At 60.6% G+C, this 23,435-nt stretch carries 25 protein-coding genes and 1 other RNA gene; 13 read left to right on the top strand and 13 right to left on the bottom strand.

The window, feature by feature from the left end:
- Nucleotides 1-29: 29 nt before the first annotated feature.
- Both ubiD and M2401_RS07690 read left to right on the top strand, forming a co-directional pair.
- Nucleotides 30-1,496 (top strand): 4-hydroxy-3-polyprenylbenzoate decarboxylase, encoded by a 1,467-nt coding sequence (ubiD, locus tag M2401_RS07695; RefSeq protein ID WP_259101216.1) that lies wholly within the window; start codon nucleotides 30-32, stop codon nucleotides 1,494-1,496.
- The gene (locus tag M2401_RS07690; protein WP_259101213.1) at nucleotides 1,496-2,464 is read left to right on the top strand and encodes a CDP-6-deoxy-delta-3,4-glucoseen reductase; all 969 of its coding nucleotides are present in this window, start codon (nucleotides 1,496-1,498) and stop codon (nucleotides 2,462-2,464) included. The genes ubiD and M2401_RS07690 overlap by 1 nt, the downstream gene beginning before the upstream one ends.
- Nucleotides 2,465-2,470: 6 nt before the next feature.
- On the opposite strand, the gene M2401_RS07685 is transcribed toward M2401_RS07690, so the two are convergent.
- Entirely contained in the window at nucleotides 2,471-2,938 is a 468-nt protein-coding gene (locus tag M2401_RS07685; protein WP_259101211.1) for a sn-glycerol-3-phosphate transporter, read from the bottom strand.
- 298 nt (nucleotides 2,939-3,236) lie between these two features.
- Here M2401_RS07685 and M2401_RS07680 point away from each other — a divergent pair, with 298 nt between their 5' ends.
- The gene (locus tag M2401_RS07680) at nucleotides 3,237-3,911 is read left to right on the top strand and encodes a gamma-glutamylcyclotransferase (RefSeq protein WP_259101209.1); all 675 of its coding nucleotides are present in this window, start codon (nucleotides 3,237-3,239) and stop codon (nucleotides 3,909-3,911) included.
- Between the two features lie 153 nt (nucleotides 3,912-4,064).
- Here the strand turns inward: M2401_RS07680 and glpT are convergent, their stop codons facing one another.
- Nucleotides 4,065-5,408: a glycerol-3-phosphate transporter gene (gene glpT / locus M2401_RS07675; protein WP_259101207.1), complete on the bottom strand. Its 1,344-nt coding sequence runs from the start codon at nucleotides 5,406-5,408 to the stop codon at nucleotides 4,065-4,067.
- Nucleotides 5,409-5,593: 185 nt separating this feature from the next.
- Nucleotides 5,594-6,571 carry an NADPH:quinone oxidoreductase family protein gene (locus tag M2401_RS07670; protein ID WP_259101205.1) on the bottom strand — a complete coding sequence of 326 codons (978 nt, stop codon included), beginning with the start codon at nucleotides 6,569-6,571 and terminating at the stop codon, nucleotides 5,594-5,596.
- Nucleotides 6,572-6,705: 134 nt separating this feature from the next.
- Here M2401_RS07670 and M2401_RS07665 point away from each other — a divergent pair, with 134 nt between their 5' ends.
- On the top strand, nucleotides 6,706-7,113 hold the full coding sequence (locus M2401_RS07665) for a flagellar basal body-associated protein FliL (protein ID WP_259101203.1): 408 nt from the start codon (nucleotides 6,706-6,708) through the stop codon (nucleotides 7,111-7,113).
- Nucleotides 7,114-7,119: 6 nt separating this feature from the next.
- Here M2401_RS07665 and M2401_RS07660 read toward each other — a convergent pair whose 3' ends face one another.
- Nucleotides 7,120-7,572, bottom strand: coding sequence for an EVE domain-containing protein (locus M2401_RS07660; RefSeq protein ID WP_259101201.1), 453 nt, complete (start codon nucleotides 7,570-7,572; stop codon nucleotides 7,120-7,122).
- Between the two features lie 192 nt (nucleotides 7,573-7,764).
- Here M2401_RS07660 and M2401_RS07655 point away from each other — a divergent pair, with 192 nt between their 5' ends.
- Entirely contained in the window at nucleotides 7,765-7,920 is a 156-nt protein-coding gene (locus M2401_RS07655) for a hypothetical protein (RefSeq protein WP_259101199.1), read from the top strand.
- A 163-nt stretch (nucleotides 7,921-8,083) separates the two neighbouring features.
- Here M2401_RS07655 and M2401_RS07650 read toward each other — a convergent pair whose 3' ends face one another.
- From M2401_RS07650 to M2401_RS07635, 4 genes are all read right to left on the bottom strand, one after another.
- Entirely contained in the window at nucleotides 8,084-8,686 is a 603-nt protein-coding gene (locus tag M2401_RS07650; RefSeq protein ID WP_259101198.1) for a 5-formyltetrahydrofolate cyclo-ligase, read from the bottom strand.
- A 99-nt stretch (nucleotides 8,687-8,785) separates the two neighbouring features.
- A non-coding RNA gene (ssrS, locus tag M2401_RS07645) (6S RNA) lies at nucleotides 8,786-8,964 on the bottom strand.
- Nucleotides 8,965-8,995: 31 nt separating this feature from the next.
- The gene (locus tag M2401_RS07640) at nucleotides 8,996-9,325 is read right to left on the bottom strand and encodes a cell division protein ZapA (RefSeq protein ID WP_259101196.1); all 330 of its coding nucleotides are present in this window, start codon (nucleotides 9,323-9,325) and stop codon (nucleotides 8,996-8,998) included.
- Nucleotides 9,322-9,531 (bottom strand): TIGR02449 family protein, encoded by a 210-nt coding sequence (locus M2401_RS07635; RefSeq protein ID WP_259101194.1) that lies wholly within the window; start codon nucleotides 9,529-9,531, stop codon nucleotides 9,322-9,324. Before M2401_RS07635 ends, M2401_RS07640 begins: the two co-directional genes overlap by 4 nt.
- 159 nt (nucleotides 9,532-9,690) lie before the next feature.
- Between M2401_RS07635 and M2401_RS07630 the strand changes: the two genes are divergently transcribed.
- From M2401_RS07630 to gcvH, 8 genes are all read left to right on the top strand, one after another.
- The gene (locus M2401_RS07630; RefSeq protein WP_259101192.1) at nucleotides 9,691-10,245 is read left to right on the top strand and encodes a YecA family protein; all 555 of its coding nucleotides are present in this window, start codon (nucleotides 9,691-9,693) and stop codon (nucleotides 10,243-10,245) included.
- 79 nt (nucleotides 10,246-10,324) lie between these two features.
- The gene (gene pepP, locus M2401_RS07625; RefSeq protein WP_259101190.1) at nucleotides 10,325-11,659 is read left to right on the top strand and encodes a Xaa-Pro aminopeptidase; all 1,335 of its coding nucleotides are present in this window, start codon (nucleotides 10,325-10,327) and stop codon (nucleotides 11,657-11,659) included.
- On the top strand, nucleotides 11,656-12,843 hold the full coding sequence (gene ubiH, locus M2401_RS07620; RefSeq protein ID WP_259101188.1) for a 2-octaprenyl-6-methoxyphenyl hydroxylase: 1,188 nt from the start codon (nucleotides 11,656-11,658) through the stop codon (nucleotides 12,841-12,843). Before pepP ends, ubiH begins: the two co-directional genes overlap by 4 nt.
- A 46-nt stretch (nucleotides 12,844-12,889) precedes the next feature.
- Entirely contained in the window at nucleotides 12,890-14,110 is a 1,221-nt protein-coding gene (locus tag M2401_RS07615; protein ID WP_259101186.1) for a 2-octaprenyl-3-methyl-6-methoxy-1,4-benzoquinol hydroxylase, read from the top strand.
- Nucleotides 14,111-14,344: 234 nt separating this feature from the next.
- Nucleotides 14,345-15,346 (top strand): extracellular solute-binding protein, encoded by a 1,002-nt coding sequence (locus M2401_RS07610; protein ID WP_259101185.1) that lies wholly within the window; start codon nucleotides 14,345-14,347, stop codon nucleotides 15,344-15,346.
- Between the two features lie 79 nt (nucleotides 15,347-15,425).
- A complete protein-coding gene (locus M2401_RS07605) occupies nucleotides 15,426-17,042 on the top strand; it encodes an iron ABC transporter permease (protein WP_259101182.1) in 1,617 nt (538 codons plus the stop codon).
- Between the two features lie 158 nt (nucleotides 17,043-17,200).
- Nucleotides 17,201-18,283, top strand: coding sequence for a glycine cleavage system aminomethyltransferase GcvT (gcvT, locus tag M2401_RS07600; RefSeq protein WP_259101180.1), 1,083 nt, complete (start codon nucleotides 17,201-17,203; stop codon nucleotides 18,281-18,283).
- A 46-nt stretch (nucleotides 18,284-18,329) separates the two neighbouring features.
- Nucleotides 18,330-18,713 carry a glycine cleavage system protein GcvH gene (gene gcvH, locus M2401_RS07595; protein WP_259101178.1) on the top strand — a complete coding sequence of 128 codons (384 nt, stop codon included), beginning with the start codon at nucleotides 18,330-18,332 and terminating at the stop codon, nucleotides 18,711-18,713.
- A gap of 140 nt (nucleotides 18,714-18,853) precedes the next feature.
- On the opposite strand, the gene M2401_RS07590 is transcribed toward gcvH, so the two are convergent.
- The 5 genes from M2401_RS07590 to M2401_RS07570 form a co-directional block, all read right to left on the bottom strand.
- Complete coding sequence (locus M2401_RS07590) at nucleotides 18,854-19,174, bottom strand: DUF2388 domain-containing protein (protein ID WP_259101176.1); 321 nt, start codon at nucleotides 19,172-19,174, stop codon at nucleotides 18,854-18,856.
- A gap of 164 nt (nucleotides 19,175-19,338) precedes the next feature.
- Nucleotides 19,339-20,775 (bottom strand): nitrogen regulation protein NR(I), encoded by a 1,437-nt coding sequence (gene ntrC / locus M2401_RS07585; protein WP_259101175.1) that lies wholly within the window; start codon nucleotides 20,773-20,775, stop codon nucleotides 19,339-19,341.
- Entirely contained in the window at nucleotides 20,772-21,857 is a 1,086-nt protein-coding gene (gene glnL, locus M2401_RS07580; RefSeq protein WP_259101173.1) for a nitrogen regulation protein NR(II), read from the bottom strand. Before glnL ends, ntrC begins: the two co-directional genes overlap by 4 nt.
- A gap of 418 nt (nucleotides 21,858-22,275) precedes the next feature.
- Nucleotides 22,276-22,887, bottom strand: coding sequence for a DUF4124 domain-containing protein (locus M2401_RS07575; protein ID WP_259101171.1), 612 nt, complete (start codon nucleotides 22,885-22,887; stop codon nucleotides 22,276-22,278).
- Complete coding sequence (locus M2401_RS07570) at nucleotides 22,871-23,392, bottom strand: DUF4124 domain-containing protein (protein ID WP_259101169.1); 522 nt, start codon at nucleotides 23,390-23,392, stop codon at nucleotides 22,871-22,873. Before M2401_RS07570 ends, M2401_RS07575 begins: the two co-directional genes overlap by 17 nt.
- Nucleotides 23,393-23,435: the final 43 nt, after the last annotated feature.

Below are 23,435 nucleotides of genomic sequence, written 5' to 3'. Positions count from 1 at the left end.
GTGCGTCTATTTTATGAGTGGCCGGGTTAATGAAATTCAACGACCTACGCGATTTCGTGCAGCAGTTAGAGCAGCGCGGAGAGCTGAAACGCATCCAAGTGCCCATTTCCCCTGTGCTGGAAATGACCGAAGTCTGTGACCGGACCTTGCGCGCCAAGGGCCCGGCACTGCTCTTTGAAAAACCCACCGGCTTCGACATTCCGGTGCTCGGCAACCTGTTCGGCACGCCTGAGCGCGTGGCCATGGGCATGGGCGCCGAATCGACCGAAGAACTGCGCGAGATCGGCAAGCTGCTGGCATTCCTCAAGGAGCCCGAGCCGCCCAAGGGCTTGAAAGATGCCTGGTCCAAGCTGCCGATCTTCAAGAAAGTCATCGCCATGGCGCCGAAAGTGGTCAAGGACGCGCCTTGCCAGGAAATCGTCATCGACGGTGACGATGTCGACCTCGGCATGTTGCCGGTGCAGACCTGCTGGCCGGGCGACGTCGCCCCGCTGATCACCTGGGGCCTGACCGTCACTCGCGGGCCGAACAAGGAGCGGCAGAACCTGGGCATCTATCGCCAGCAGGTCATCGGTCGCAACAAAGTCATCATGCGCTGGCTCAGCCATCGCGGCGGCGCCCTGGACTTCAAGGAGTGGAAGGACAAGCACCCCGGCGAGCCGTTCCCGGTGGCCGTGGCCCTGGGCGCAGACCCTGCGACTATTCTCGGCGCCGTGACGCCGGTGCCGGACAGCCTCTCCGAATATGCCTTCGCCGGCCTACTGCGGGGCAGTCGCACCGAGCTGATCAAATGCCGTGGCAACGACCTGCAGGTCCCGGCCAGCGCCGAATTCGTTCTGGAAGGGGTGATCTATCCGAACGAAATGGCCGATGAAGGTCCATATGGCGACCACACCGGCTATTACAACGAAGTCGACAGCTTCCCGGTGTTTACCGTGCAGCGCATCACCCATCGCATCAAGCCGATTTACCACAGCACCTACACCGGCCGGCCACCGGATGAGCCAGCCATTCTCGGCGTGGCGCTGAACGAAGTGTTCGTACCGATCCTGCAAAAGCAGTTTCCGGAGATCACCGACTTCTACCTGCCGCCCGAAGGCTGCTCCTACCGCATGGCCGTCGTGACCATGAAGAAGCAGTACCCGGGTCATGCCAAGCGTGTGATGCTGGGCGTGTGGTCGTTTTTGCGACAGTTCATGTACACCAAGTTCGTTATTGTCACCGACGACGACATCAACGCCCGTGACTGGAACGACGTCATCTGGGCCATCACCACGCGCATGGACCCCAAGCGCGATACGGTGATGATCGACAACACGCCCATCGATTACCTGGACTTCGCGTCACCGGTATCGGGGCTGGGGTCGAAGATGGGGTTGGACGCAACGCATAAATGGCCGGGTGAAACGACCCGCGAATGGGGTCGGGCGATCGTCAAGGACGAGGCCGTAACCCGCCGGATCGACGACATCTGGAATCAGTTGGGAATAGATTGATGCGCGTAACCTTGCAGCCATCGGGCGCAGTGCTGGAAACCTTGCCGGGTGAGCGGATTCTCGACGCCGCCCAGCGCCTGGGCTACGAATGCCCGCAGAGCTGTCGCAATGGCAATTGCCATGTCTGCGCGGCGCTGCTGGTCTCGGGCCAGGTCAGCCAGAACGGCGAGACGCTCACCCATGGCGAGATCTACACCTGTGTCGCCGAGCCGCTGCAAGACTGTGAGCTGCTGTGGGACGGTATCCTGGCACCGGGCGAACTGCCCGTGCGTACCTTTGCCTGCCAGGTCAGTGAATGCGCCGAGGTTGGCGGCGATGTCTGGCGTGTAGGGCTGCGGGCGCCAGCAGGCAAGGCGCCGCGTTATCACGCCGGTCAGTACCTGATGATCCATCGCGAGAACGGCGAGAAATCGGCGTTCTCCCTGGCCAGCGCGCCCCATAGCGGCCGCGACCTGGAAATGCACGTGCTGGTGCGCGAAGCCAGCGCCCAGAGCCTGATCGAACAACTGCAACGCAACGGTATCGCCAAGGTCGATCTGCCTTTTGGCGATACCCACCTGGCCGAGCTGCCCGACGGGCCATTGGTGCTGATCGCTGCCGGGACCGGCATGGCGCAGATGCACAGCCTGATCGAACACTGCCGCGCCAAGGGCTTCAAGCATCCGGTGCACTTGTACTGGGGCGTTCGTCGCCCGGAAGACTTCTACGAAATCCGCCATTGGGATGAATGGAAAAGCCTGCCCAACCTGTATCTGCATAAGATCGTCAGCGACCTGTGCGGCTGGGAAGGCCGCTGCGGCATGTTGCACGAAGCGGTCTGCGAGGATCTGGCCGATCTGTCCGGGGTGCACGTGTATGGCAGCGGCTCACCGGCAATGATCTATGCCACTCTCGACGCCCTGGTGGCTGCGGGCATGGACGCGCATCAGATGCGCGCCGACGTGTTCGCCTATGCACCGCGCGGCTAAGCGAATCTAGAAACGCAGCCCCAGATTGAGAATCGCGACGGAAGCGCCCAATAGCGCCACTTCCGTCGTGATCGGCCCCAGATGCATGCCCAGGGCGGGAACCACCAGCGGCGCGACACCAAAGCGATTCAAGGGGATTTTGTCGCGATACTTGCCCCGGTAGCCGTGCAGCAAGCCACCGCTGACCTTCAGGTAAAGCGGATAGTCGGCGCTGTCGAAGCGCATGCCACCGTAGGCGTACACCGAGCGCTGCTCGTAGGTATTGCGAAAAGTCGCCGCCCCGTACAGCAAACCCGAAGCCTCATTGCGCTCCAGGCCAATCAGGTTTTGCCGATTGTTATGTTCAGGATCCGGGTTGAAGTGACGGGTATAGACGCTGCTCTGGACCTGCCAGAACGCGCCGTCTTCGCCGGCATGGGTGTCCTGCACCACACCGCATAACAGTATCAGTGCTACCAACAGCACAGCTTTCATCGCGCCACCCTGCCTATCGCTCACAAAGGGCGGTTTTATAAACAAAGCGTTTATCCGCTCGATAGCTGAAAAGTCAGCGGTGAACGTAGGACATTTCCCAAATTTGCGCCAAGCGGGAGATTTGCTGGATTACTAATTGCATCATGTGTTTTTGAATCGATTCAGCGTCAAAGAGTGACTGATAGCTTTTTGAGGCTGTCTGATAGTCATATAGCCAGTAAGCTGATTGGCTGATGCACTGCTTTTTTTGCACGCACGGAACGCTACAACTGGTCATGCTTCGGCCAGGGGGAGCCCAATGAACAACCAAATCAATAGCTTGGCGACGGCTGTGCACGACGGCCTGGGCCTGACGTACCCGCCGGTCATTGACCTGGGTCCGCAGCTGACCCACGAGCAATTGATCCATTCGATGGAAAATACCTTGCAGCGCCATCATGGCGGCCCGGTCTGGCTGTTCGCGTATGGGTCATTGATCTGGCGCCCCGAATGCTCCGCCGTAGAGCGCCAGCGGGGGCGCGTGCACGGCTACCATCGCGGTCTGTATCTGTGGTCCCACGAACATCGCGGCACGCCGGAACAACCGGGGCTGGTGTTCGGCCTCGACCGCGGCGGCTCATGCAGTGGCTTCGCCTACCGCCTGCCGGAAGAAAACCTCAAGGAATCGTTGCTCGCACTGTGGCAACGGGAAATGCCGTATCCATCCTATCGCCCACACTGGCTCAGCTGCCGCCTGGAAGACGGCCGCCGGGTTCAGGCGTTGGGTTTTGTTCTGGAACGGCATCTGCCCAGCTACGCCGGCAACCTGCCCGACAGCGTACTCAGCCAGGTACTGGCCAGTGCCAGCGGTCGCTACGGCACTACCCGCGACTACGTCGAGCAGACCGCCAGCGCCCTGCGCAGCCACGCCATGCCAGACCTCAACCTCGAGGCCCGGCTCAAACGCTGTCGGGTTGATTGCCAGACGGTTTAATGGCCGCCTGTGCGGGCGTTAAATCTGTGTCTGTGGGACGAATTCATTTGCGAATAGGGCCGGTACATCCAACATATTTCTCTAACCCGGAACCGCTTTCGCGAATGAATTCGCTCCCACAATTACTCCACCCGTGCAGCCATTATGCAGTCGTTATTTGTCACGACTCACACTCGCCACCTGCTTATGCCAAAGCGTCGGCAGCAGGAAGACAATCGACAGCACACACGCGATCAGCAACAGGACAAAACCACCGTCCCAGCCGAAGTGGTCCACCGTGTAGCCCATCGCTGCGCTGGCTGCGACCGAACCGCCCAGATATCCGAACAGACCGGTAAAGCCTGCTGCCGTACCTGCCGCCTTCTTCGGCGCCAGCTCCAGTGCCTGCAAGCCGATCAGCATGACCGGACCGTAGATCAGGAAGCCGATGGAGATCAGCGCGATCATGTCGATAGTCGGGTTACCCGGCGGGTTGAGCCAGTACACCAGGGTGGCAATGGTCACCATGACCATGAATACGACACCGGTCAGGCCGCGATTACCCCGGAACAGTTTGTCCGACATCCAGCCGCACAGCAGCGTGCCGGGAATGCCCGCCCACTCGTAGAAGAAGTAGGCCCAGGAAGTCTTGTCGACGGTGAAGTGCTTGGCTTCTTTCAGGTAGGTCGGCGCCCAGTCCAGTACGCCGTAGCGCAGCAGATAAACGAAAACGTTGGCCAGGGCGATGTACCAGAGCATTTTGTTGCGCAGTACGTATTTGACGAAGATTTCCTTGGCGGTGAATTCTTCCTCATGGCTCTCGTCATAGCCTTCCGGATAGTCGTTCTTGTAGTGCTCGATGGGCGGCAAGCCGACCGATTGCGGGGTGTCACGCATGGTCGCGAAGGCAAACAGCGCGACCAGCAGGGCCACAGCGGCCGGGACGTAGAACGCCGCGTGCCAGTCGTTGGTCCAGCCCATACCCAACAGGAACAACGGGCCGATCAGGCCACCGCCGACGTTGTGCGCCACGTTCCACACCGACACTACGCCGCCACGTTCTTTCTGCGACCACCAGTGCACCATGGTCCGCCCGCTCGGCGGCCAACCCATGCCCTGGGCCCAGCCGTTGATGAACAGCAGGATAAACATGATGGCAACACTGGAGGTTGCCCAAGGCACGAAGCCAAACACGAACATCACCGCCGCCGACACCAGCAACCCGAACGCCAGGAAATAGCGTGGATTGGAACGGTCCGAGACAATGCCCATCAGGAACTTCGACAAACCGTAGGCAATCGCAATGGCCGACATGGCCACGCCCAACTGCCCACGGGTGTAACCCTCGTCGATCAGGTATGGCATGGCCAGGGAGAAGTTTTTGCGCAGCAGGTAATACCCGGCATAACCGAAGAAGATGCCTGCGAAAATCTGCCAGCGAAGGCGGCGGTAAGTGCTATCGATCTTTTCTTCGGGCAGGGGCGCCCGGTGAGCGGCAGGACGAAAAAAAGCAAACATCGAAATCTCCATTTTTTGTTTTTTTCAGTGCGAAAGTGAATGTTACATTTTCGTTACAGAAAAAAGGAGAGTTTCTCGTCGGCTTATTTGTAGGAAATGGCTGGATTGCCGTGTTCATTTGTGAACATTGTGAGCAGATGTAACAGAAGCCGTTGCTCCGCCTGAACAGCGGAGCAACAGAGGACTCATCGCACCGCAACCACCACTTTGCCCACCGCTTTGCGATTGGCCAGCGAATCAATCGCCTCGCCCGCCTTTTCCAGCGGGTAGACCTGAGACACCAGCGGCTTCAACTTGCCCTCTGCATGCCAGGCAAACAACTGCTGGAAGTTGGCCGCGTTATCCTGGGGCTGACGCTGGGCAAATGAGCCCCAGAACACGCCCAGTACCGCCGCGCCTTTGAGCAGCGCCAGGTTCACCGGCAGTTCGGGGATGCGTCCGCTGGCGAAGCCCACCACCAGCAGGCGGCCATTCCAGGCGATGGAGCGAATAGCGTGGTCGAAGAGATCGCCGCCGACCGGGTCGTAGATGACGTCGACGCCGTTGCCTTGGGTGAGGCGCTTGAGCTCTTCCTTGAGATTGCTTTCGCTGTAGTTGATCAGCTCGTCGGCACCGGCATTCTTCGCCACTGCCAGCTTCTCTGCGGAGCTGGCGGCAGCGATGACCCGGGCCCCCATGGCCTTGCCGATCTCTACAGCCGCCAGACCAACGCCACCTGAGGCGCCGAGGACCAACAGGGTTTCACCGGGTTGCAACTGTGCGCGCTGCTTGAGGGCGTGCATGGAAGTGCCGTAGGTCATGCTGAAAGCGGCGGCCGTGGTGAAGTCCATCGCGGACGGGATCGGCAAGACGTTGTAGCCCGGCACGGCGATCTGCTCGGCGAAGCTGCCCCAACCGGTCAGGGCCATGACCCGGTCACCAACCTTGAGGTGGCTGATCTTTTCCCCCACTGCAGCCACGACACCCGCCGCCTCGCCACCCGGCGAAAAGGGAAAGGGCGGCTTGAACTGGTATTTACCCTCAATGATCAGGGTGTCCGGAAAGTTGACCCCGGCGGCATGAACATCGAGCAGGATCTCGTTTTTCTTGGCTTCAGGGCTGGCCACTTCTTCGAGCACCAGGTTTTCGGCAGGGCCGAAAGCTTTGCACAGCACGGCTTTCATCGGGGCTATTCCTTTCGCGGTGATGGCCGATAAGTGTAGGTGGCGAGTTTTTTCGGTCAATCAGCATGCCCGGCCATGATGGCTTTCTATAAGCTGACGTATGCTAGCCAACAAATAGTATTGAGGAGTGGACTGTGAAAGCGTGGATTCTGATGATGATGGTGGCCTTCTCACTGCCTGCTCTGGCCAACGAAGAAGCCAAAGAGGAAGGTCCGCCAAAGGCTATTTATGTATCCTTGACCCCTCCGTTCGTGGGCAACTATGCCTTGGATGGCGGCCCCAAGCTGCGCGTTTACAAGGCTGATATCGCCCTGCGCGTGACCGGTCCTGACGCCCAGGCTGCGGTCAAGCGCAACGACCCGCTGATCCGTAACCAGTTGGTCGCGCTGTTCTCGCAGCAGACCGTCGATAGCATGAGCAGCGCCGACGCCAAGGAAAAACTGCGTCAGGAAGCCCTCAAGCAGGTGCAACAGGTGATGACCGACGAAGAGGGCAAGCCCATCGTCGAAGACCTGCTGTTCAACAACCTGATCGTGCAATAAGCGCGCTCAGCGCAGTGCCAGGATCGCCGCCCATTGCTCCGCGGTGACCGGCATCACTGACAGGCGGCTGCCCTTTTGCACCAAGGGCAGCTGTTCCAATGCACTCTGCAGTTTCAGATAGCCCAACCCCAAGACCTTCGGGAATGCTTCGACGAACTCTACGTCAACAGCGCTCCACGGGTTCTTTTCGGCACTGGCCTTGGCATCGAAATAGTGGCTTTGCGCATCCAGTGCTGTCGGGTCCGGGTAAGCCGCTTGCCTGATCCGGGCGATACCGGCGATACCCGGCTCCGGGCAGCTGGAGTGATAGAAGAAAAACTCGTCCCCCACCGCCATCGAGCGCAGAAAATTGCGCGCCTGATAGTTGCGCACACCATCCCAGCGAGCCGTACCCAGGCCTTTCAGGTCGCTGATCGACAACTCATCGGGTTCGGATTTCATTAGCCAATAAGCCATCATCGAGACTCCTTAAGCAGGGAATTGGGCAGGTTGTCAGACAGTTTGATGACAAACCGACAGTCGGCTGACGCCAGTATTTGCGAACTGCGTCATGTTGTCGGAGAATGCCGCCATTTTAAGCTTCACGCTGTTGCGCGGCCTATACAAAAACCGATGCTGACATCGTATTGATTTGCCGAAGGGGGGCAGTCAATGAAACGCAAGCCGGATTTACTATGGATTCTGGTCATTTTGTTCGGCTTGGGCATCGTGACCACGGGCTATGCCCAGAGCCTGTGGGCCAACAAGTCAGATGCGGCCCCGATGGAAATCACCCAGCAACAGCAGAAAAAGCCGGGTAAGCATTAATTCGATCCGGGAGCGGACTGTGGGAGCGAATTCATTCGCGAAAGCGGTTTTACCCCCCAATGGAATGGATTGAATAGACCGGCCTCTTCGCGAATGAATTCGCTCCCACAATTTGATCCCGCAACTGGCTCTCATATCGTTTGAGCCAGGTTGCCGATATCTATCAGGCCAGATACCAACACTTATCCGACACCGTCCCCGCCAGCGGCACATCCCAGCTGGCCTGGGCCAGGCGCGGGACCTTCTGGCATTCATGGGCCAGGCCCAATAGCGTCGGCTTCTTCCAGGTCTTGCGGCGCGACCGATACGCCAGGCTGCGGTCATAAAAACCACCGCCCATCCCCAGTCGCCCACCCTCGTCATCGAAGCCCACCAGCGGCATCAGAATCAGATCCAGCGCCCAGATCTTGCGTTGCCGCCCGGTATTGATCAGCGGCTCTGGAATGCGGAAGCGGTTGGGCCGAAATTTTTCCCCCGGCCGTACGCGCTGGAACACCATCTTGGTTCGCGGCCAGGCATTGAGCACCGGCAAGTAGGTGGCCTTGCCCCGGCGTTGAGCGGCGCGCAGCAACAGGCGCGGGTCGATTTCGCCGTCCATCGGCAAATACAGCGAGACATGCCGGGCACGGCGAAACAACGGGTGTTGCGCCAATTGGCGATACAGCCCAAGAGCGGCCTGGCGTTGTTGATTGGGGCTGAGTGAACGGCGGGCCTTGCGCAGCTGGCGACGCAATTGCTGGCGCGAGAGCGGGGCGACATCGGTCATGCGGGCTGATCCATCGATGGTCGAACCGGGAACAAAGCCATCAGGACGATGACTTCATGCTGCCCATTGCCCGCTGTGCAGGCAATGAACATAAATGTGAGACTCCCCGACGAACCGCTGTCGGTGTAGCCCTTGAACCCGAAAGTTCAAGGTGGAGATTGCAGGAGGTCTTAAGGCTTTCCGTCAAGCGGACATGCACACCGACCCCAACGTGCAACCCCCGTGGTTGTGCGTATCGGCTCAGGGACATGACCGACTGGCAAGCACTCCAGGGAGCGGGCGCCAGTATACCGAAACATCTCGCAAGAATCAGCCTTGGGGTGTTCCCGGCTTGGAATCGCCGTCCTCTGCCAGGGCCAGATCGATGCGTCCGACCAGGTCACGCACCTGTTCACGGGTCGAGCCGCTGACCTGTACGTCAGGCAGGCTCTGCTTGTGCAGCAGATCATGGGTGATGTTCAAGGCGGCCATGACAGCGATGCGGTCGGCGCCGATAACTTTGCCGCTGCTGCGGATTTCGCGCATCTTGCCGTCCAGATAACGGGCGGCGGTGACGAGATTGGTACGTTCTTCCTGCGGACAAATGATCGAATATTCTTTGTCGAGGATTTGAACGGTGACGCTGTTGCCATTACTCATGAGTCTTGCTCCAGGGCCTTGAGGCGCGAAATCATGGACTCGACCTTCTGCCGGGCGATTTCGTTCTTTTCAATGAGGTGAGCGCGTTCCTCGCGCCAGGATTTTTCCTGAGCTAATAGGAGTCCGTTTTGGCTTTTTAGTTGCTCGACACGATTGATCAACAACTCCAGTCGGGTCATCAGCGCTTGCAGGTCGGTGTCTTCCATTGTTTTCCACTGAATACTTTCTGATGAGTGGTGCACGAGCTGGCTTTGCGCCAATACCATTGACCGCCGCTTTGGTGATCTTGTTGCGCGGATAGTCCAGTAACCCTACGATACAAGACCTTCATTCTAGACATTGCGCCCTTTGGCGACTAGCTGCCCATGCCCACTCAGAATTCCCCGTACAAAGCCTTCGCCACCCTGCTCGAAAACAGCGGCCATCCTGTTTCACCGGCAGAACTCCACGGTCTGTTGCTCGGCCGCAGTTGCGCCGGAGCCGGCTTCGATAACGAAGGCTGGTTTGCCGATGCCTCACAGCTGCTGGAAACCGAGCCGCAAGACAACGTGCGCCTGGCCCTGATCGGCCTGCAAGAGATGGTCAAAGGCGAATTGACCAGTGACGACATGACCGTGGTCCTGTTGTTGCCTGGCGACGACGAGCCCCTGACCGATCGTGCAGCTGCGCTTGGCAAGTGGTGCGATGGCTTCCTGTCGGGCTTCGGCTTGACCATCGGTGGCCAGGACCTGAGCGCCGAAGCAAAGGAAGTACTGCAGGACCTCGCCGCCATCGCTCAGGTCCAGGACGCCCTGGAAGAATCCGAGGACGGTGAAAGCGATTACATGGAAGTCATGGAATACCTGCGTGTCGCACCACTGCTGCTGTTCACCGAGTGCAACAAGCCTGCGCCAGCCGAGGCCAAGCCTTCGCTGCATTGATTGCCCATCCCCGCGATCCGGTCGGCGCCTGTGCATCAGGTACTGACCGGCCCGTTCGACAGAGGAACACCACCTGCCCATGATCCATATCCCCAAGTCGGAATACGCCCGTCGACGCAAGGCCCTGATGGCGCAGATGGAACCCAACAGCATCGCCATCCTGCCCGCAGCGGCTGTGGCGATCCGCAATCGCGACGTCGAGCATGTCTATCGTCAGGACAGCGACTTCCAGTACCTCAGCGGTTTTCCCGAGCCGGAAGCGGTGGTGGTGCTGATTCCGGGCCGTGAATATGGCGAGTACGTGCTGTTCTGCCGCGAACGCAACGCCGAGCGAGAATTGTGGGATGGCCTGCGCGCCGGGCAGGAAGGTGCGATTCGTGACTATGGCGCGGACGATGCCTTTCCGATTACCGATATCGACGACATCCTGCCAGGCCTGATCGAAGGCCGCGACCGGGTCTATTCGGCCATGGGCAGCCATCCCGAGTTCGATCGCCACCTGATGGACTGGATCAACGTAATCCGCTCCAAGGCGCATCTGGGCGCGCAGCCGCCGAACGAATTCGTTGCCCTGGATCACCTGCTGCACGACATGCGCCTGTATAAATCGGCGGCAGAAGTGAAGGTCATGCGCGAAGCCGCAGAGATTTCTGCCCGCGCCCACGTAAGAGCGATGCAGGCCAGCCGCGCCGGGCTGCACGAATTCAGCCTGGAAGCCGAACTGGACTACGAATTCCGCAAGGGCGGCGCGAAAATGCCGGCCTACGGCTCCATCGTCGCCTCGGGCCGCAACAGTTGCATCCTGCACTATCAGGAAAACGACGCGCCGCTCAAGGATGGCGATCTGGTGCTGATCGACGCCGGCTGCGAGATCGACTGCTACGCCAGCGACATCACCCGAACCTTCCCGGTCAACGGCACGTTTTCGCCGGAGCAGAAGGCGATTTATGAGCTGGTGCTGGCGTCCCAGGAAGCGGCATTCGCTGCCATTGGTCCGGGCAAGCACTGGAATCAGGCACATGAAGCTACCGTCAGGGTGATCACCAGCGGGCTGGTGGAACTGGGGCTGTTGCAGGGCGAGGTCGATACCCTGATCGCGACTGAGGCGTACAAAGCGTTCTACATGCATCGTGCCGGGCACTGGCTGGGCATGGATGTGCATGACGTCGGTGAGTATAAGGTTGGCGGTGAGTGGCGCGTGCTGGAAGTCGGCATGGCACTGACCGTGGAACCGGGGATCTACATTTCGCCCGACAATCAGAGCGTGGCGAAAAAATGGAGAGGGATTGGCGTGCGAATCGAGGATGACGTCGTAGTGACCCGACAAGGCTGTGAAATTCTTTCCGGTGGCGTGCCCAAGACTGTTGCTGAAATCGAGGCCCTGATGGCCGCTGCCCGCAGTCAAGCCGCATGAGCCGTTTCCACCTGGCGATTATCGGCGGCGGCCTGGTCGGCGCCAGCCTGGCCCTGGCCCTGCAGGCGGGCGCCAAGGAGCGCGGCTGGAAGATCGTCATGATCGAGCCGTTCGCCCCCGGTGACAGCTACCAGCCAAGCTATGACGCACGCTCTTCGGCGCTGTCCTTCGGTGCCCGGCAGATCTATGAGCGTCTGGGCCTGTGGCAGCACATTGCCCGACGTGCCGAGCCGATCCTGCATATTCAGGTGTCCGATCGCGGCCGTTTCGGCGCGACCCGCTTGTCCGCCCTGGAAGAGGGTGTACCGGCGCTTGGCTATGTGGTGGAAAACGCCTGGCTCGGCCAATGCCTCTGGCAGGGCCTGGACAAGGACGTGGTCACCTGGCGCGTACCCGCCGAGGTCAAGCGCATGCAGCCCGAAGCCGAAGGCTACCGCCTGACCCTGGATGACGACAGCGAAATCCACTGCGACCTGGCCGTCCTGGCTGACGGCGGCCGCTCCAGCCTGCGCGAGCAACTGGGCATCGGCGTGCGCCAGCGGCCATACAACCAGAGCGCGCTGATCGCCAATATCACCCCCAGCGAAGCGCATCTGGGCCAGGCCTTCGAGCGCTTCACCGATGAAGGCCCGATGGCCTTGCTGCCATTGCCGGAAAACCGCTGCGCCCTGGTCTGGACCCGCACCGGCCAAGACACCCAACGTCTGGTCGAGCTGGATGACCGGGCATTCCTCAGCGAACTGCAGAACACCTTCGGCTACCGCCTCGGCACCCTGCGCCAGGTCGGCGTGCGTCATGTCTATCCACTGAATCTGATCGAGGCCGACGAACAAGTCCGCTCCCATCTGGTGGTCCTCGGTAACGCCGCCCACAGCCTGCACCCGATTGCCGGGCAGGGCTTCAATCTGTCCCTGCGCGATACCCAGGCGCTGGCCGACGCCCTGCTGGCCAGCGACAAGCAGCCGGGTGATCTGGCGACCTTGCTGGCCTACCGCGAACGTCAGCGCCTGGATCAACAGCTGACGGTAGGCTTTTCCGACAAGGTGACCCGCCTGTTCGGCAGCACCCAGCCGCTGGTTACCACCGGACGCAACCTCGGCCTGCTCGGTCTCGACCTGCTGCCACCCGCCAAGCGCTGGTTTGCCCGTCAGGCCATGGGCCTGGGGACACGCCCCGATGCATGACCTTTCCCACACCCGGCAGTTGCCGCCAGCAAGAGCGATTTAACACATGGAAACCCGCGCAGATGTGCTGATTGTCGGGGCCGGAATGGTCGGCAGTGCCCTTGCCCTGGCGTTACGCGGCAGCGGCCTGGATATTCTTGTGCTCGACGGCAGCCCGCTGAGCGTCAAGCCGTTCGACCCGCAAGCAGCTTTCGAGCCGCGGGTCAGCGCCTTGTCGGCGGCCAGCCAGCGCATCCTGCAACGCCTTGATGTGTGGGATGGCATCGCCGCGCGCCGCGTCAGCCCTTATGGCGAAATGCAGGTCTGGGACGGCAGCGGCACCGGGCAGATCCATTTTTCCGCGTCCAGCGTGCATGCCGAAGTGCTCGGCCATATCGTCGAGAACAAAGTGGTGCAGGACGCTTTGCTTGAGCAACTGCATGACAGCGATATCGGCCTGCTGGCCAACGCCCGCCTGGAGCAGATGCGGCGCTCCGGCGATGACTGGCTGCTGACTCTGGCCGATGGCCGCCGCCTGCGCGCGCCCTTGGTAGTCGCCGCCGACGGCGCCAACTCGGCAGTGCGGCGCCTGACCGGTACAGCGACCCGTGAATGGGATTACCTGCACCATGCCATCGTTACCAGCGTGCGCACTGTGGACGGCCATCACAAGACCGCTTGGCAGCGCTTCACCGACGATGGCCCGCTGGCGTTCCTGCCATTGCAACGCGAGGGCGAGAATTGGTGCTCCATCGTCTGGTCGGTCACTCCGAGCGAAGCCGAACGCCTGATGGCGCTTGAAGATGAACTGTTCTGCCGCGAGCTGGAGCGCGCCTTCGAGGGTCGCCTTGGCTCGGTGCTGGCTGCCGACCCGCGCCTGTGCGTACCGCTGCGCCAGCGCCACGCCAAGCGCTACGTCGCCGAGGGCCTGGCGCTGATCGGCGATGCTGCCCATGTCATTCATCCGCTGGCCGGGCAGGGCGTCAACCTCGGTTTTCTCGATGCCGCCGTCCTCGCCGAAGTTCTGCTGCACGCCAGCGAGCGCGAAGAACGCCTGGCGGATGTGCGGGTGCTGAGCCGCTTCGAGCGTCGGCGCATGCCGCACAACCTGGCGCTGATGGCGGCCATGGAAGGCTTCGAGCGCCTGTTCCAGACCGACCGCCTGCCCCTGCGCTGGCTGCGTAATGCTGGCCTTAAAGTGGTCGATCAACTGCCTGAAGCCAAAGCCCTGTTCGTACGCCAGGCACTTGGCCTGACCGGGGATCTGCCGGAATTGGCCAGGTTGTAGTCCGCCAGGACCGTTGGAGCGAGGCTTGCCCGCGAAGAGGCCAACGCGTGCGCCGCATCCTCTAAGGCTGAAAAACCCTATTCGCGGGCAAGCCTCGCTCCCACAATGATCATTTCAATTCAAATACCCATGAAGCTCTGCAACATCCGGTAACTCCTCCGTCCGTTGTTCGATTGAGATGACAAATGGGATTCACTACCATTTCGCCTCATTTTGCGCACACGAGACATTCCCATGAAGGCAAGCAAGGCTCTCCTCGCCGCTTTGACCCTGACCGTGCTGGGCAGCGGCGCCCAGGCCGCCGATGAAGTGGTGGTGTATTCATCGCGGATCGACGAACTGATCAAGCCGGTATTCGACGCCTATACCGCCAAGACCGGGGTCAAGGTCAAGTTCATCACCGACAAGGAAGCGCCGCTGATGCAGCGCATCAAGGCCGAGGGCCAGAACGCCACCGCCGACCTGCTGCTGACCGTCGATGCCGGTAACCTCTGGCAAGCCGAGCAGATGGGCATCCTGCAGCCCTTCACCACTGCGCTGATCGACGCCAATATTCCCGCCCAGTACCGCTCGTCCACCCATGCCTGGACCGGCCTGAGCCTGCGCGCCCGGACCATCGCCTACTCCACCGACCGGGTTAAAACCGAAGAACTCTCCACCTACGAAGCCCTGGCCGACAAGAACTGGGAAGGTCGCCTGTGTCTGCGTACGGCGAAGAAGGTCTATAACCAGTCCCTGACCGCCACGCTGATCGAAACCCATGGCGCCGAAGCTGCGGAGAAAATCCTCAAAGGCTGGGTCAACAACCTGTCCACCGACGTGTTCTCCGATGACATTGCCGTGCTTGAGGCGATCAACGCCGGGCAGTGCGACGTCGGCATCGTTAACACCTACTACTATGGCCGCCTGCACAAACAGAACCCCAAACTTGCGGTGAAGCTGTTCTGGCCGAACCAGAACGACCGTGGCGTGCACGTCAACCTGTCGGGCATCGGCCTGACCAAATACGCGCCGCACCCGGAAGCCGCCAAGGCCTTGGTCGAATGGATGACCGGCACCGAGGCGCAAACCATCTTCTCCGGCATCAACCAGGAATTCCCGGCCAACCCGGCGGTGTCGCCATCCGAAGAAGTGTCGAGCTGGGGCAGCTTCAAGCCTGATGCGCTGCCGGTGGAAGTCGCCGGCAAACGCCAGGCCGAGGCTATTCGCATGATGGATCGGGTTGGCTGGAATTGAGGCCCTAGAAGCTGCGCACCTAGTGATCCGTTGCTTAGCGGCTCCGACCCTTACTCTCTCACCATAAGAATCCCTCCCCTTGGCTCATCCCGCCCAACGCCGCTGGTATCCACTGGTCTACGCCATCGCCGCGTTGGTGCTGCTGCCATTGAGCGTCCTGCTGCTGTCCTGGCAGTCCATCGATCAGCAGATCTGGTCGCACCTCTGGGAAACCCAGATGACTCGCCTGCTGAGCAATACCGCCTTCCTGTTGCTCGGCGTTGGCGTTGGCGTGACCTTGCTGGGTGTGAGCCTGGCCTGGCTGACCAGTCTCTGCGAGTTTCCCGGCCGGCGCTGGCTGGACTGGGCATTGATGCTGCCGTTTGCGATTCCGGCCTATGTGCTGGCCTTTGTCTTCGTCGGCCTGCTGGACTTCTCCGGGCCGGTACAAAGCCTGCTGCGCGAGTGGTTCGGCAACGGTGTACGTCTGCCACGGGTACGCTCCACCGGCGGAGTGATTTTTGTTCTGGTGCTGGTGTTCTACCCCTATGTCTACCTGTTGGCGCGCACGGCGTTCCTCGCCCAGGGCAAGGGCCTGATGGAGGCAGCGCGAATACTCGGGCAATCGCCCTGGAAGGCCTTCTGGCGGGTCGCCCTGCCGATTGCGCGGCCTGCCATTGGTGCCGGGGTAGCTCTGGCCCTGATGGAAACCCTGGCGGACTTTGGGGCGGTCTCGGTGTTCAACTTCGATACCTTCACCACGGCCATCTACAAGACCTGGTATGGCTTCTTCAGCCTGTCCAGCGCGGCGCAGCTGGCCAGTCTGCTATTGCTGGCGGTGATGCTGGTGCTGTACGGCGAGCATCGCGCACGCGGTGCCAATCGTGCCGCCAACGAGCGCCCGCGGAGCACGGCGCTGTATCACCTGCACGGTGTCAAAGCGTTGGCCGCCAGTAGCTGGTGCGGGCTGGTATTCGCCTGCGCCTTCGTCGTGCCGGTGCTGCAATTGGTGGTGTGGGTCTGGCAACGCGGGCGCTTCGATCTCGACGAACGCTATCTCGATCTGATCCTGCACACCCTTTACCTGGGCGGTACGGCGGCGCTGCTCACCGTTTGCGTCGCCCTGATCCTGGCGTTCGCCCGGCGTCTGTCGCCGACCCGAGGCGTTCGTGTCGGCGTGAGCCTGGCCAATCTGGGCTATGCGCTACCGGGTTCGGTACTGGCCGTGTCGATCATGCTGGCATTCAGTTATCTGGATCGCGAATGGGTCATTCCGCTGTCCAGCTGGCTCGGTGGCGCGGGTAAGCCGTTGCTGCTGGGCAGTCTCGCCGCGCTGTTGCTGGCCTATCTGGTGCGCTTTATCGCCGTCGCCTACGGGCCGCTGGAAAACAGCCTGTCACGTATTCGCCCATCGCTGCCTGAAGCAGCACGCAGTCTGGGTGTCAGTGGGCCACGATTGTTTTTCAAGGTGTATCTGCCGTTACTGGCACCGGGTGCCCTGAGTGCTGCCTTGCTAGTCTTCGTCGATGTACTCAAAGAAATGCCCGCGACCCTGCTGATGCGCCCATTTGGCTGGGACACCCTCGCCGTGAAAATTTTTGAAATGACCAGTGAAGGCGAATGGGCTCGGGCTGCTCTGCCAGCCCTGACACTGGTACTGGTCGGCCTGCTGCCGGTCATCGGTCTGATCCGCCGCTCGGCGCGACAGATCGCTTAGGTGCGGGTCTCTCGCCTTGCGGCTACAATGCGCCGCAATCGGTGTGGTCTGTCAGACAATTCTGCGTGCCAGCGACGGTTTCGCTCCCTGTTCACAGGGATGAGACTTGCCTGAGCCACAGCAGCCCACACCTTCGCCACGCCCGGAAGGAGAAACCCATGGGACAGCGTACGCCCCTCTTTGACCTGCACCTCGCGCTGGGCGCGAAGATGGTCGATTTTGGTGGTTGGGACATGCCGCTGCATTACGGCTCGCAAGTCGAGGAGCACCATCAGGTGCGACGCGATTGCGGTGTGTTCGACGTCTCGCACATGCATGTGATCGATGTCACCGGCAGTCAGGCCAAGGCCTGGTTGCAACATCTGCTGGCCAATGACGTCGGCCGCCTGAAAAATATCGGCCAGGCCCTCTACAGCGCCATGCTCAACGCTGACGGCGGGGTTATCGACGACATGATCGTCTATCTCACCGACAGCGGTTATCGCCTGGTGGTCAACGCCGCCACCGGCGCCAAGGACCTGGCCTGGATGGAGCGCCAGCTCAAAGGCTTCGACGTACAGCTTATCGAGCGCCCGGACCTGGCGATGTTGGCCATTCAGGGCCCCCACGCCCGGCGCAAGATCGCCGAGCTGGTCTCGGCTCAACGCAGCGAGCTGATCCATCGCCTCAAGCCCTTCGAAGGCCAGGAAGACGGCGACTGGTTCATCGCCCGCACTGGCTACACCGGCGAAGACGGCCTGGAAATCATCCTGCCCGCCGCACAGGCCCCCGGTTTCTTCAACGATCTGGTCGGTGCCGGCATTTCCCCCATCGGCCTGGGCGCCCGCGACACGCTGCGCCTGGAAGCCGGTATGAATCTTTACGGCCAGGACATCGACGAACAGGTGTCGCCACTAGCTGCCAACATGGCCTGGACCATTGCCTGGGAACCGGCTGAGCGCGATTTCATCGGCCGCGCCGCCCTGGCTGCCGAACGCGCGGCAGGCGTCTCATCGCGGTTGGTCGGCTTGGTCCTGGAAGAGCGCGGTGTATTGCGCGCCCATCAAGTGGTGCGCATCGCAGAAATTGGCGAAGGAGAGATTACCAGTGGTAGTTTCTCTCCTACGCTAAGCAAATCGATTGCTCTGGCTCGGGTACCGATGGCGACAGCCGACCGCGCCGAAGTAGAGATTCGCGGCAAGTGGTATCCGGTACGCGTGGTGCAACCGACCTTCGTACGTCATGGCAAAACCCTGATCTAATAATATTTTTTGCGGAATTCCGCTGACCCGATCCGAGGATGAATAAATGAGCAATATTCCCGCCGAACTGCGTTTTGCCGAAAGCCACGAATGGGCCAGGCAAGAGGGTGACTTGATCGTTGTCGGTATTTCCGACCATGCCCAGGAAGCTTTGGGTGACGTGGTATTCGTCGAGCTGCCGGAAATCGGCAAGGTCTTCGCTGCTGGCGACGCAGCAGGCGTGGTCGAGTCGGTGAAAGCCGCTTCGGACATCTACTCCCCGGTTGGCGGTGAAGTGGTCGCAGTCAACGAATCCCTGGGCGACAGCCCTGAGTCGCTGAACAGCGATGCTTATGGCTCGTGGATCTTCAAGGTCAAGCCAAGCGATGCCGCGGGCGATCTGGCCAAGTTGCTGGACGCTGCGGGTTACAAGGCGGCTATTGGCGAGTAACACACTTCGCCAGTGGAAACACAAAAAACGGTGGGAGGGAATTCATTCGCGAATGGGGCGTTTGATCGATAGAGATATATCGGTCAAACCGGCCTCTTCGCGTATGAATCCGCTCCCACAGTTCTATTCAGCGCAAAACCTTACTGGTTCTCTGCGACCAGATTCTTCGCCAGGATGGCGTTGGCCAGGTCCATGTCGGTAGCCTTCAGGCCAGGGTTATCGCGACGCACCTGCTCAATAGCCGCTTCCAGGAACGGCCCGCGAATGCCACCGTCGCTGGCGACGAAGCTGCCGGCGTCATCCTGAGCGGCGACGATCAGCTTGTGATCCTTGAAGGTCAGGTAGGTGGAGCCGGTGGTTGCACCGGAAGAAATGACATCGCGCCAGAAGCCATCAGCCATCGCTGAACCGACCGGCAGGGAAAGCAACGCTAACGTGGCGACCGCGAACTTGAGACGCATGGTGAGGCACTCCTGCATTGATAGTGAGCGTTGGATACCTGCGGCAGGTTGGTAGTTCCATTACCACCTGCCAACGCTCACCCTCGACCATCACCAGGTTTTGGGACCGGCTTTAGCCGGGAGACGGCCTCGCGGCTAAAGCCGCTCCTAAGGCACCTGCAAACTCAGGCGTCGTCGCCCTCATCATCGTCGCCACCATCGATCTTCATGCCCAATTCCTTGATCTTGCGAGTTAAGGTATTGCGGCCCCAGCCCAGCAAAACGGCGGCGTCGCGACGGCGGCCGGCGGTATGCTTGAGGGCGGTTTCGATCATGATGCGCTCGAAGGTCGGCACGGCACTGTCGAGCAGGCTGGATTGGCCACGCGCCAGAGCCTGGTCGGCCCATTGACGCAGGGCCTGCTCCCAGTTGGTGACCGGCGCGGCGTCCTGCGGCAGGCTCAGCAGCTCCGGCGGCAGGTCGCTGATATGCACTTCACGACCAGAGGCCATGACGGTGATCCAGCGGCAAGTATTTTCCAGTTGGCGAACGTTGCCCGGCCATGGCAGATGCTTGAGGTATTCCTCGGTCTCGGCCTTGAGCAGCTTCGGCTCCACCGCCAGCTCTTGCGCAGCGCGGCTGAGGAAGTGCTTGGCCAGGGTCGGAATGTCTTCGCGACGGTCGGACATGCGCGGGATGTGGATACGGATCACGTTCAGGCGGTGGAACAAATCCTCGCGGAACTTGCCGGCCTGTACCAGGGTTTCCAGGTTCTGGTGGGTCGCAGCGATGATGCGCACATCGACTTTGACCGGCGTGTGCCCACCGACCCGATAGAACTCGCCGTCAGCCAGTACGCGCAGCAAGCGGGTCTGAGTGTCGGCCGGCATGTCACCGATTTCGTCGAGGAACAGTGTACCGCCGTCCGCCTGTTCGAAACGGCCGCGACGCAGGTTGGCCGCGCCGGTAAAGGCGCCTTTTTCATGGCCGAACAGCTCGGATTCCATCAGGTCCTTGGGGATCGCCGCCATATTCAAGGCAATGAACGGCGCCGCCGCACGCGGACTGTGACGGTGCAAGGCGTGGGCGACCAGCTCTTTACCGGTACCCGACTCACCATTGATCAGCACGGTGATATTTGAGTGGCTCAGACGCCCGATGGCGCGAAACACTTCCTGCATCGCCGGTGCTTCACCGATGATTTCCGGGGTGCGGGTCAGGGTCGGCGCAACGTCCATGCCCTGTTGTTCCTGTGCGTGCTGGTTGGCGCGCTTGACCAGGGACACTGCTTCATCGACGTCGAACGGCTTGGGCAGGTATTCAAAAGCCCCGCCCTGATAAGACGCCACGGCGCTATCGAGGTCGGAATGGGCGGTCATGATGATCACCGGCAGGCGCGGATGCTGCTCGCGGATTCGCGCCAGCAGGTCCAGGCCACTGGCGCCGGGCATGCGGATGTCGGAAATGATCACGTCCGGTTGCTGACGCGCCAGGCGGCTCATTACGCCATCGGCACTGTCGAAGCTTTGCGTGGTCATGCCTTCCTGCTGCAAGGCCTTTTCCAGTACCCAGCGAATCGAGCGATCGTCATCTACGATCCAGACAGTTTCACTACGGCTCATGTCGAAGCTGCTCCTTGTTCCAGCGGCAGGAAGATCGAGAAGGTGGTGTGGCCAGGATGGCTGTCACATTCGATCAGGCCCTGATGCTGACTGATTATGTTCTGGGTAATGGCAAGACCGAGCCCTGTGCCATCCGGGCGCCCACTGACCATCGGGTAAAAAATGGTTTCCTGAAGCTCGGCCGGAATACCGGGGCCGTTGTCGATGATCTCGATCTTGCTCACCAAGCGATGACGCACATGCCCGATGGTGAACTGGCGCATGGCCCTGGTGCGCAGGCTGATCCGGCCCAGACGCAACTCGTTCTGGCCACTGATAGCCTGCATGGCATTGCGCACAATATTGAGTACGGCCTGGATCATTTGTTCGCGGTCGATCAATACATCCGGAATACTTGGATCATAGTCGCGCACCAGCGTGATGCAGCCCTGACTTTCCGCTTCGACCAGACTGCATACGCGTTCGAGGACTTCGTGCACGTTGGTCATGGCCAGGGACGGCAGCTTGTTCGAGCCAAGCATGCGATCGACCAGGTTACGCAGGCGGTCAGCCTCTTCAATGATGACGTTGGTGTAGTCCTTGAGGCTTTCTTCCGGCAGCTCCCGGGCCAGCAGTTGCGCGGCACCGCGGATCCCACCCAGAGGATTCTTGATCTCATGGGCCAGGCCACGGACCAGCATCTTGGTGGTTTCCTGCTTGGACAGCTGAGCCTCTTCCTTGGTGATGCGCAACAAGCGGTCGCGAGGATGCACCTCAAGCAACAGCATGGTCTGGCCCTGGCTGAGAATCGGGGTAACGGCGTAGTCGACGGTGAGGGTCTGGCCAGTCAGGGCGGTGAGCATCGCCTCGCGCTTGGTGAACGGGTGCGCCTGCTCAACCGCCTGACGCAGCGAACTCAGGGCCTCGGCGGACTCGGTGAACAGTTCGCTGATAAATTGCCCGTGGCTACGCTGACCACTGATCGCCAACAGCATCTCCGCCGCCGGATTCATGTATTCAAGGCGCAGATCGGCATTGAGCAGAATGGTGGCAGTGGTCAGGTTGTCGAGTAACAGTCGGTGCAGCGTGTCGCTGATAGTCATGAATATCGTTGACCTCTTTTGGCACATTGCAATTCAGGCGGCCCCGGAGTGCTGATGCTGGTGAACCTTCGCCAGCTTTGGCACGCCGTTGTTACAGTGCGAATGGGGCGTTAATACGCTGAAGTTGCAAAAACCAAACCAAGGCTCCGAAAAGAAGCGTTAAAGCCGGAAAATCGGGCGTTTTTTGGACAGCATGCAACATTACGCAGCTTGCTCCGGTTCTTTTCGAACCAAAATGGGCTGAGCCCGTTCAGGAATGGGGAATTAACGCACCATTTATGTGCGCACAGTGCAGGAAAAATCTGTCGGAGCTGCGATAGGCTGCGAATGGGTGTATCTGATACATCGCTTTCGCAGCCTGCGGCAGCTCCTACGGGGATCGCATTCCAATTCAAACCACTTTGGGCCCGCGCCCTCGTCAATCGGCAGGCTTGAGTACCAACGGACATTCCGGCCGCACACCGTAGTCACCCTCTTTGCAGGGATGCGCCTGGCGTTTCTGCGCCAGACTTGTGCGTTGCATATGGAAAGGCTGGTTGGGGGTTCGCTCGACGACCCGGCCCAGCTCATCGACTATTTCCACTGATAGCTGATGAGTGCCGCGATCGATGTTATTCAACGGGAACACCGGACTGCGCCCACTATCGCCCACCGGCTGGCCATCGAGCAGGAGGCGATAAACATGGCTGTCCTGCAAGGCGGGCTCGCTGGTTACAGTGACGATCAGATTGCCCTCGATGCTGCGGATCGTCGCATCCGGTTCCGGCACCAGAATGCGCAACAGCTGGTAATGAAACATTGGCTTGGGCTTGGCCGCTTTTGCCGTGGCGGGTGCCTTTTGCGCGGGCGGGGCGCCGTTCAGGTTATTGGTAGGCGGGATCTCGACGCGCTTGGCGCCTTTCTTCGGCTGATCGGTAAAGACCCGATTACCGTTGGCGTCGATGTAGGTAAAGACATCGGCCGCCGCAGGCAAAATCCAGAACAACAGCAGGCACAGCAGCAGGGCACGCACGTCAAGGTTTGCCGACATGGGCTCGCTGCACGCTGAGGGTGACGGTCGGGCTTTGCTGAACCACGCGCTTGCTGTCGAGCACCTGCACGGCAAGGCTGTGTTCACCGCGGTCGATATTGATCACCTGCAGGCGCGGCACGTTGGTCGGCTGACCATACGGCTTGCCATCGACCAGCAGCTGAAACATGAAGCCGGGGTCCAGTTTCGGCCGGATCTTCACGCCCACCGTGAAGTTGCCGTTATTGGCGCGCAAGGCTTCATCGTCAGGCAGGTCGGTCAGCTCAAGCACCGTGTACTGCTGGCCTGAGGACGCGGCAGGAGTGGTCGGCGCGGCGGGCACTACAGGCGCGGGCTTGACAGTGTTGATGGTCGGCAGCGGTGGCAGCTCGACCTCCTGGGCTTTTGTGCCAGCGGGCGGCTGGTTGCTGTAAGCGGTGTTGCCTTCAGCATCGGTGTATTTGTAGATCTGCGCAGCAGCGGGCAGGGCGACCAGTAACAACAGCCAGACAAGACTTCGACGCATGGGGTCTCCGGAAACGGTAGTGCGGGCAACTGCGAGCCACGAG

The sequence above is a fragment of the Pseudomonas sp. JUb42 genome, from assembly GCF_024807945.1.
Taxonomy (GTDB): domain Bacteria; phylum Pseudomonadota; class Gammaproteobacteria; order Pseudomonadales; family Pseudomonadaceae; genus Aquipseudomonas.
This window is presented reverse-complemented; position numbering and strand designations above follow the sequence as displayed.

What these genes read in the sequence shown, in the direction of transcription:
- M2401_RS07670 (WP_259101205.1), bottom strand. Translation starts at nt 6,571, where the DNA reads ATGAAAGCCGTGCTGTGCAAAGCTTTCGGCCCTGCCGAAAACCTGGTG.
- M2401_RS07615 (WP_259101186.1), top strand. Translation starts at nt 12,890, where the DNA reads ATGGAAACCCGCGCAGATGTGCTGATTGTCGGGGCCGGAATGGTCGGC.
- M2401_RS07590 (WP_259101176.1), bottom strand. Translation starts at nt 19,174, where the DNA reads ATGCGTCTCAAGTTCGCGGTCGCCACGTTAGCGTTGCTTTCCCTGCCG.
- gcvT (WP_259101180.1), top strand. Translation starts at nt 17,201, where the DNA reads ATGGGACAGCGTACGCCCCTCTTTGACCTGCACCTCGCGCTGGGCGCG.
- ubiD (WP_259101216.1), top strand. Translation starts at nt 30, where the DNA reads ATGAAATTCAACGACCTACGCGATTTCGTGCAGCAGTTAGAGCAGCGC.
- M2401_RS07660 (WP_259101201.1), bottom strand. Translation starts at nt 7,572, where the DNA reads ATGATGGCTTATTGGCTAATGAAATCCGAACCCGATGAGTTGTCGATC.
- M2401_RS07655 (WP_259101199.1), top strand. Translation starts at nt 7,765, where the DNA reads ATGAAACGCAAGCCGGATTTACTATGGATTCTGGTCATTTTGTTCGGC.
- M2401_RS07570 (WP_259101169.1), bottom strand. Translation starts at nt 23,392, where the DNA reads ATGCGTCGAAGTCTTGTCTGGCTGTTGTTACTGGTCGCCCTGCCCGCT.
- pepP (WP_259101190.1), top strand. Translation starts at nt 10,325, where the DNA reads ATGATCCATATCCCCAAGTCGGAATACGCCCGTCGACGCAAGGCCCTG.
- ubiH (WP_259101188.1), top strand. Translation starts at nt 11,656, where the DNA reads ATGAGCCGTTTCCACCTGGCGATTATCGGCGGCGGCCTGGTCGGCGCC.
- glpT (WP_259101207.1), bottom strand. Translation starts at nt 5,408, where the DNA reads ATGTTTGCTTTTTTTCGTCCTGCCGCTCACCGGGCGCCCCTGCCCGAA.
- M2401_RS07650 (WP_259101198.1), bottom strand. Translation starts at nt 8,686, where the DNA reads ATGACCGATGTCGCCCCGCTCTCGCGCCAGCAATTGCGTCGCCAGCTG.
- glnL (WP_259101173.1), bottom strand. Translation starts at nt 21,857, where the DNA reads ATGACTATCAGCGACACGCTGCACCGACTGTTACTCGACAACCTGACC.
- gcvH (WP_259101178.1), top strand. Translation starts at nt 18,330, where the DNA reads ATGAGCAATATTCCCGCCGAACTGCGTTTTGCCGAAAGCCACGAATGG.
- M2401_RS07575 (WP_259101171.1), bottom strand. Translation starts at nt 22,887, where the DNA reads ATGTCGGCAAACCTTGACGTGCGTGCCCTGCTGCTGTGCCTGCTGTTG.
- M2401_RS07690 (WP_259101213.1), top strand. Translation starts at nt 1,496, where the DNA reads ATGCGCGTAACCTTGCAGCCATCGGGCGCAGTGCTGGAAACCTTGCCG.
- M2401_RS07610 (WP_259101185.1), top strand. Translation starts at nt 14,345, where the DNA reads ATGAAGGCAAGCAAGGCTCTCCTCGCCGCTTTGACCCTGACCGTGCTG.
- M2401_RS07685 (WP_259101211.1), bottom strand. Translation starts at nt 2,938, where the DNA reads ATGAAAGCTGTGCTGTTGGTAGCACTGATACTGTTATGCGGTGTGGTG.
- M2401_RS07640 (WP_259101196.1), bottom strand. Translation starts at nt 9,325, where the DNA reads ATGAGTAATGGCAACAGCGTCACCGTTCAAATCCTCGACAAAGAATAT.
- M2401_RS07630 (WP_259101192.1), top strand. Translation starts at nt 9,691, where the DNA reads ATGCCCACTCAGAATTCCCCGTACAAAGCCTTCGCCACCCTGCTCGAA.
- M2401_RS07680 (WP_259101209.1), top strand. Translation starts at nt 3,237, where the DNA reads ATGAACAACCAAATCAATAGCTTGGCGACGGCTGTGCACGACGGCCTG.
- ntrC (WP_259101175.1), bottom strand. Translation starts at nt 20,775, where the DNA reads ATGAGCCGTAGTGAAACTGTCTGGATCGTAGATGACGATCGCTCGATT.
- M2401_RS07635 (WP_259101194.1), bottom strand. Translation starts at nt 9,531, where the DNA reads ATGGAAGACACCGACCTGCAAGCGCTGATGACCCGACTGGAGTTGTTG.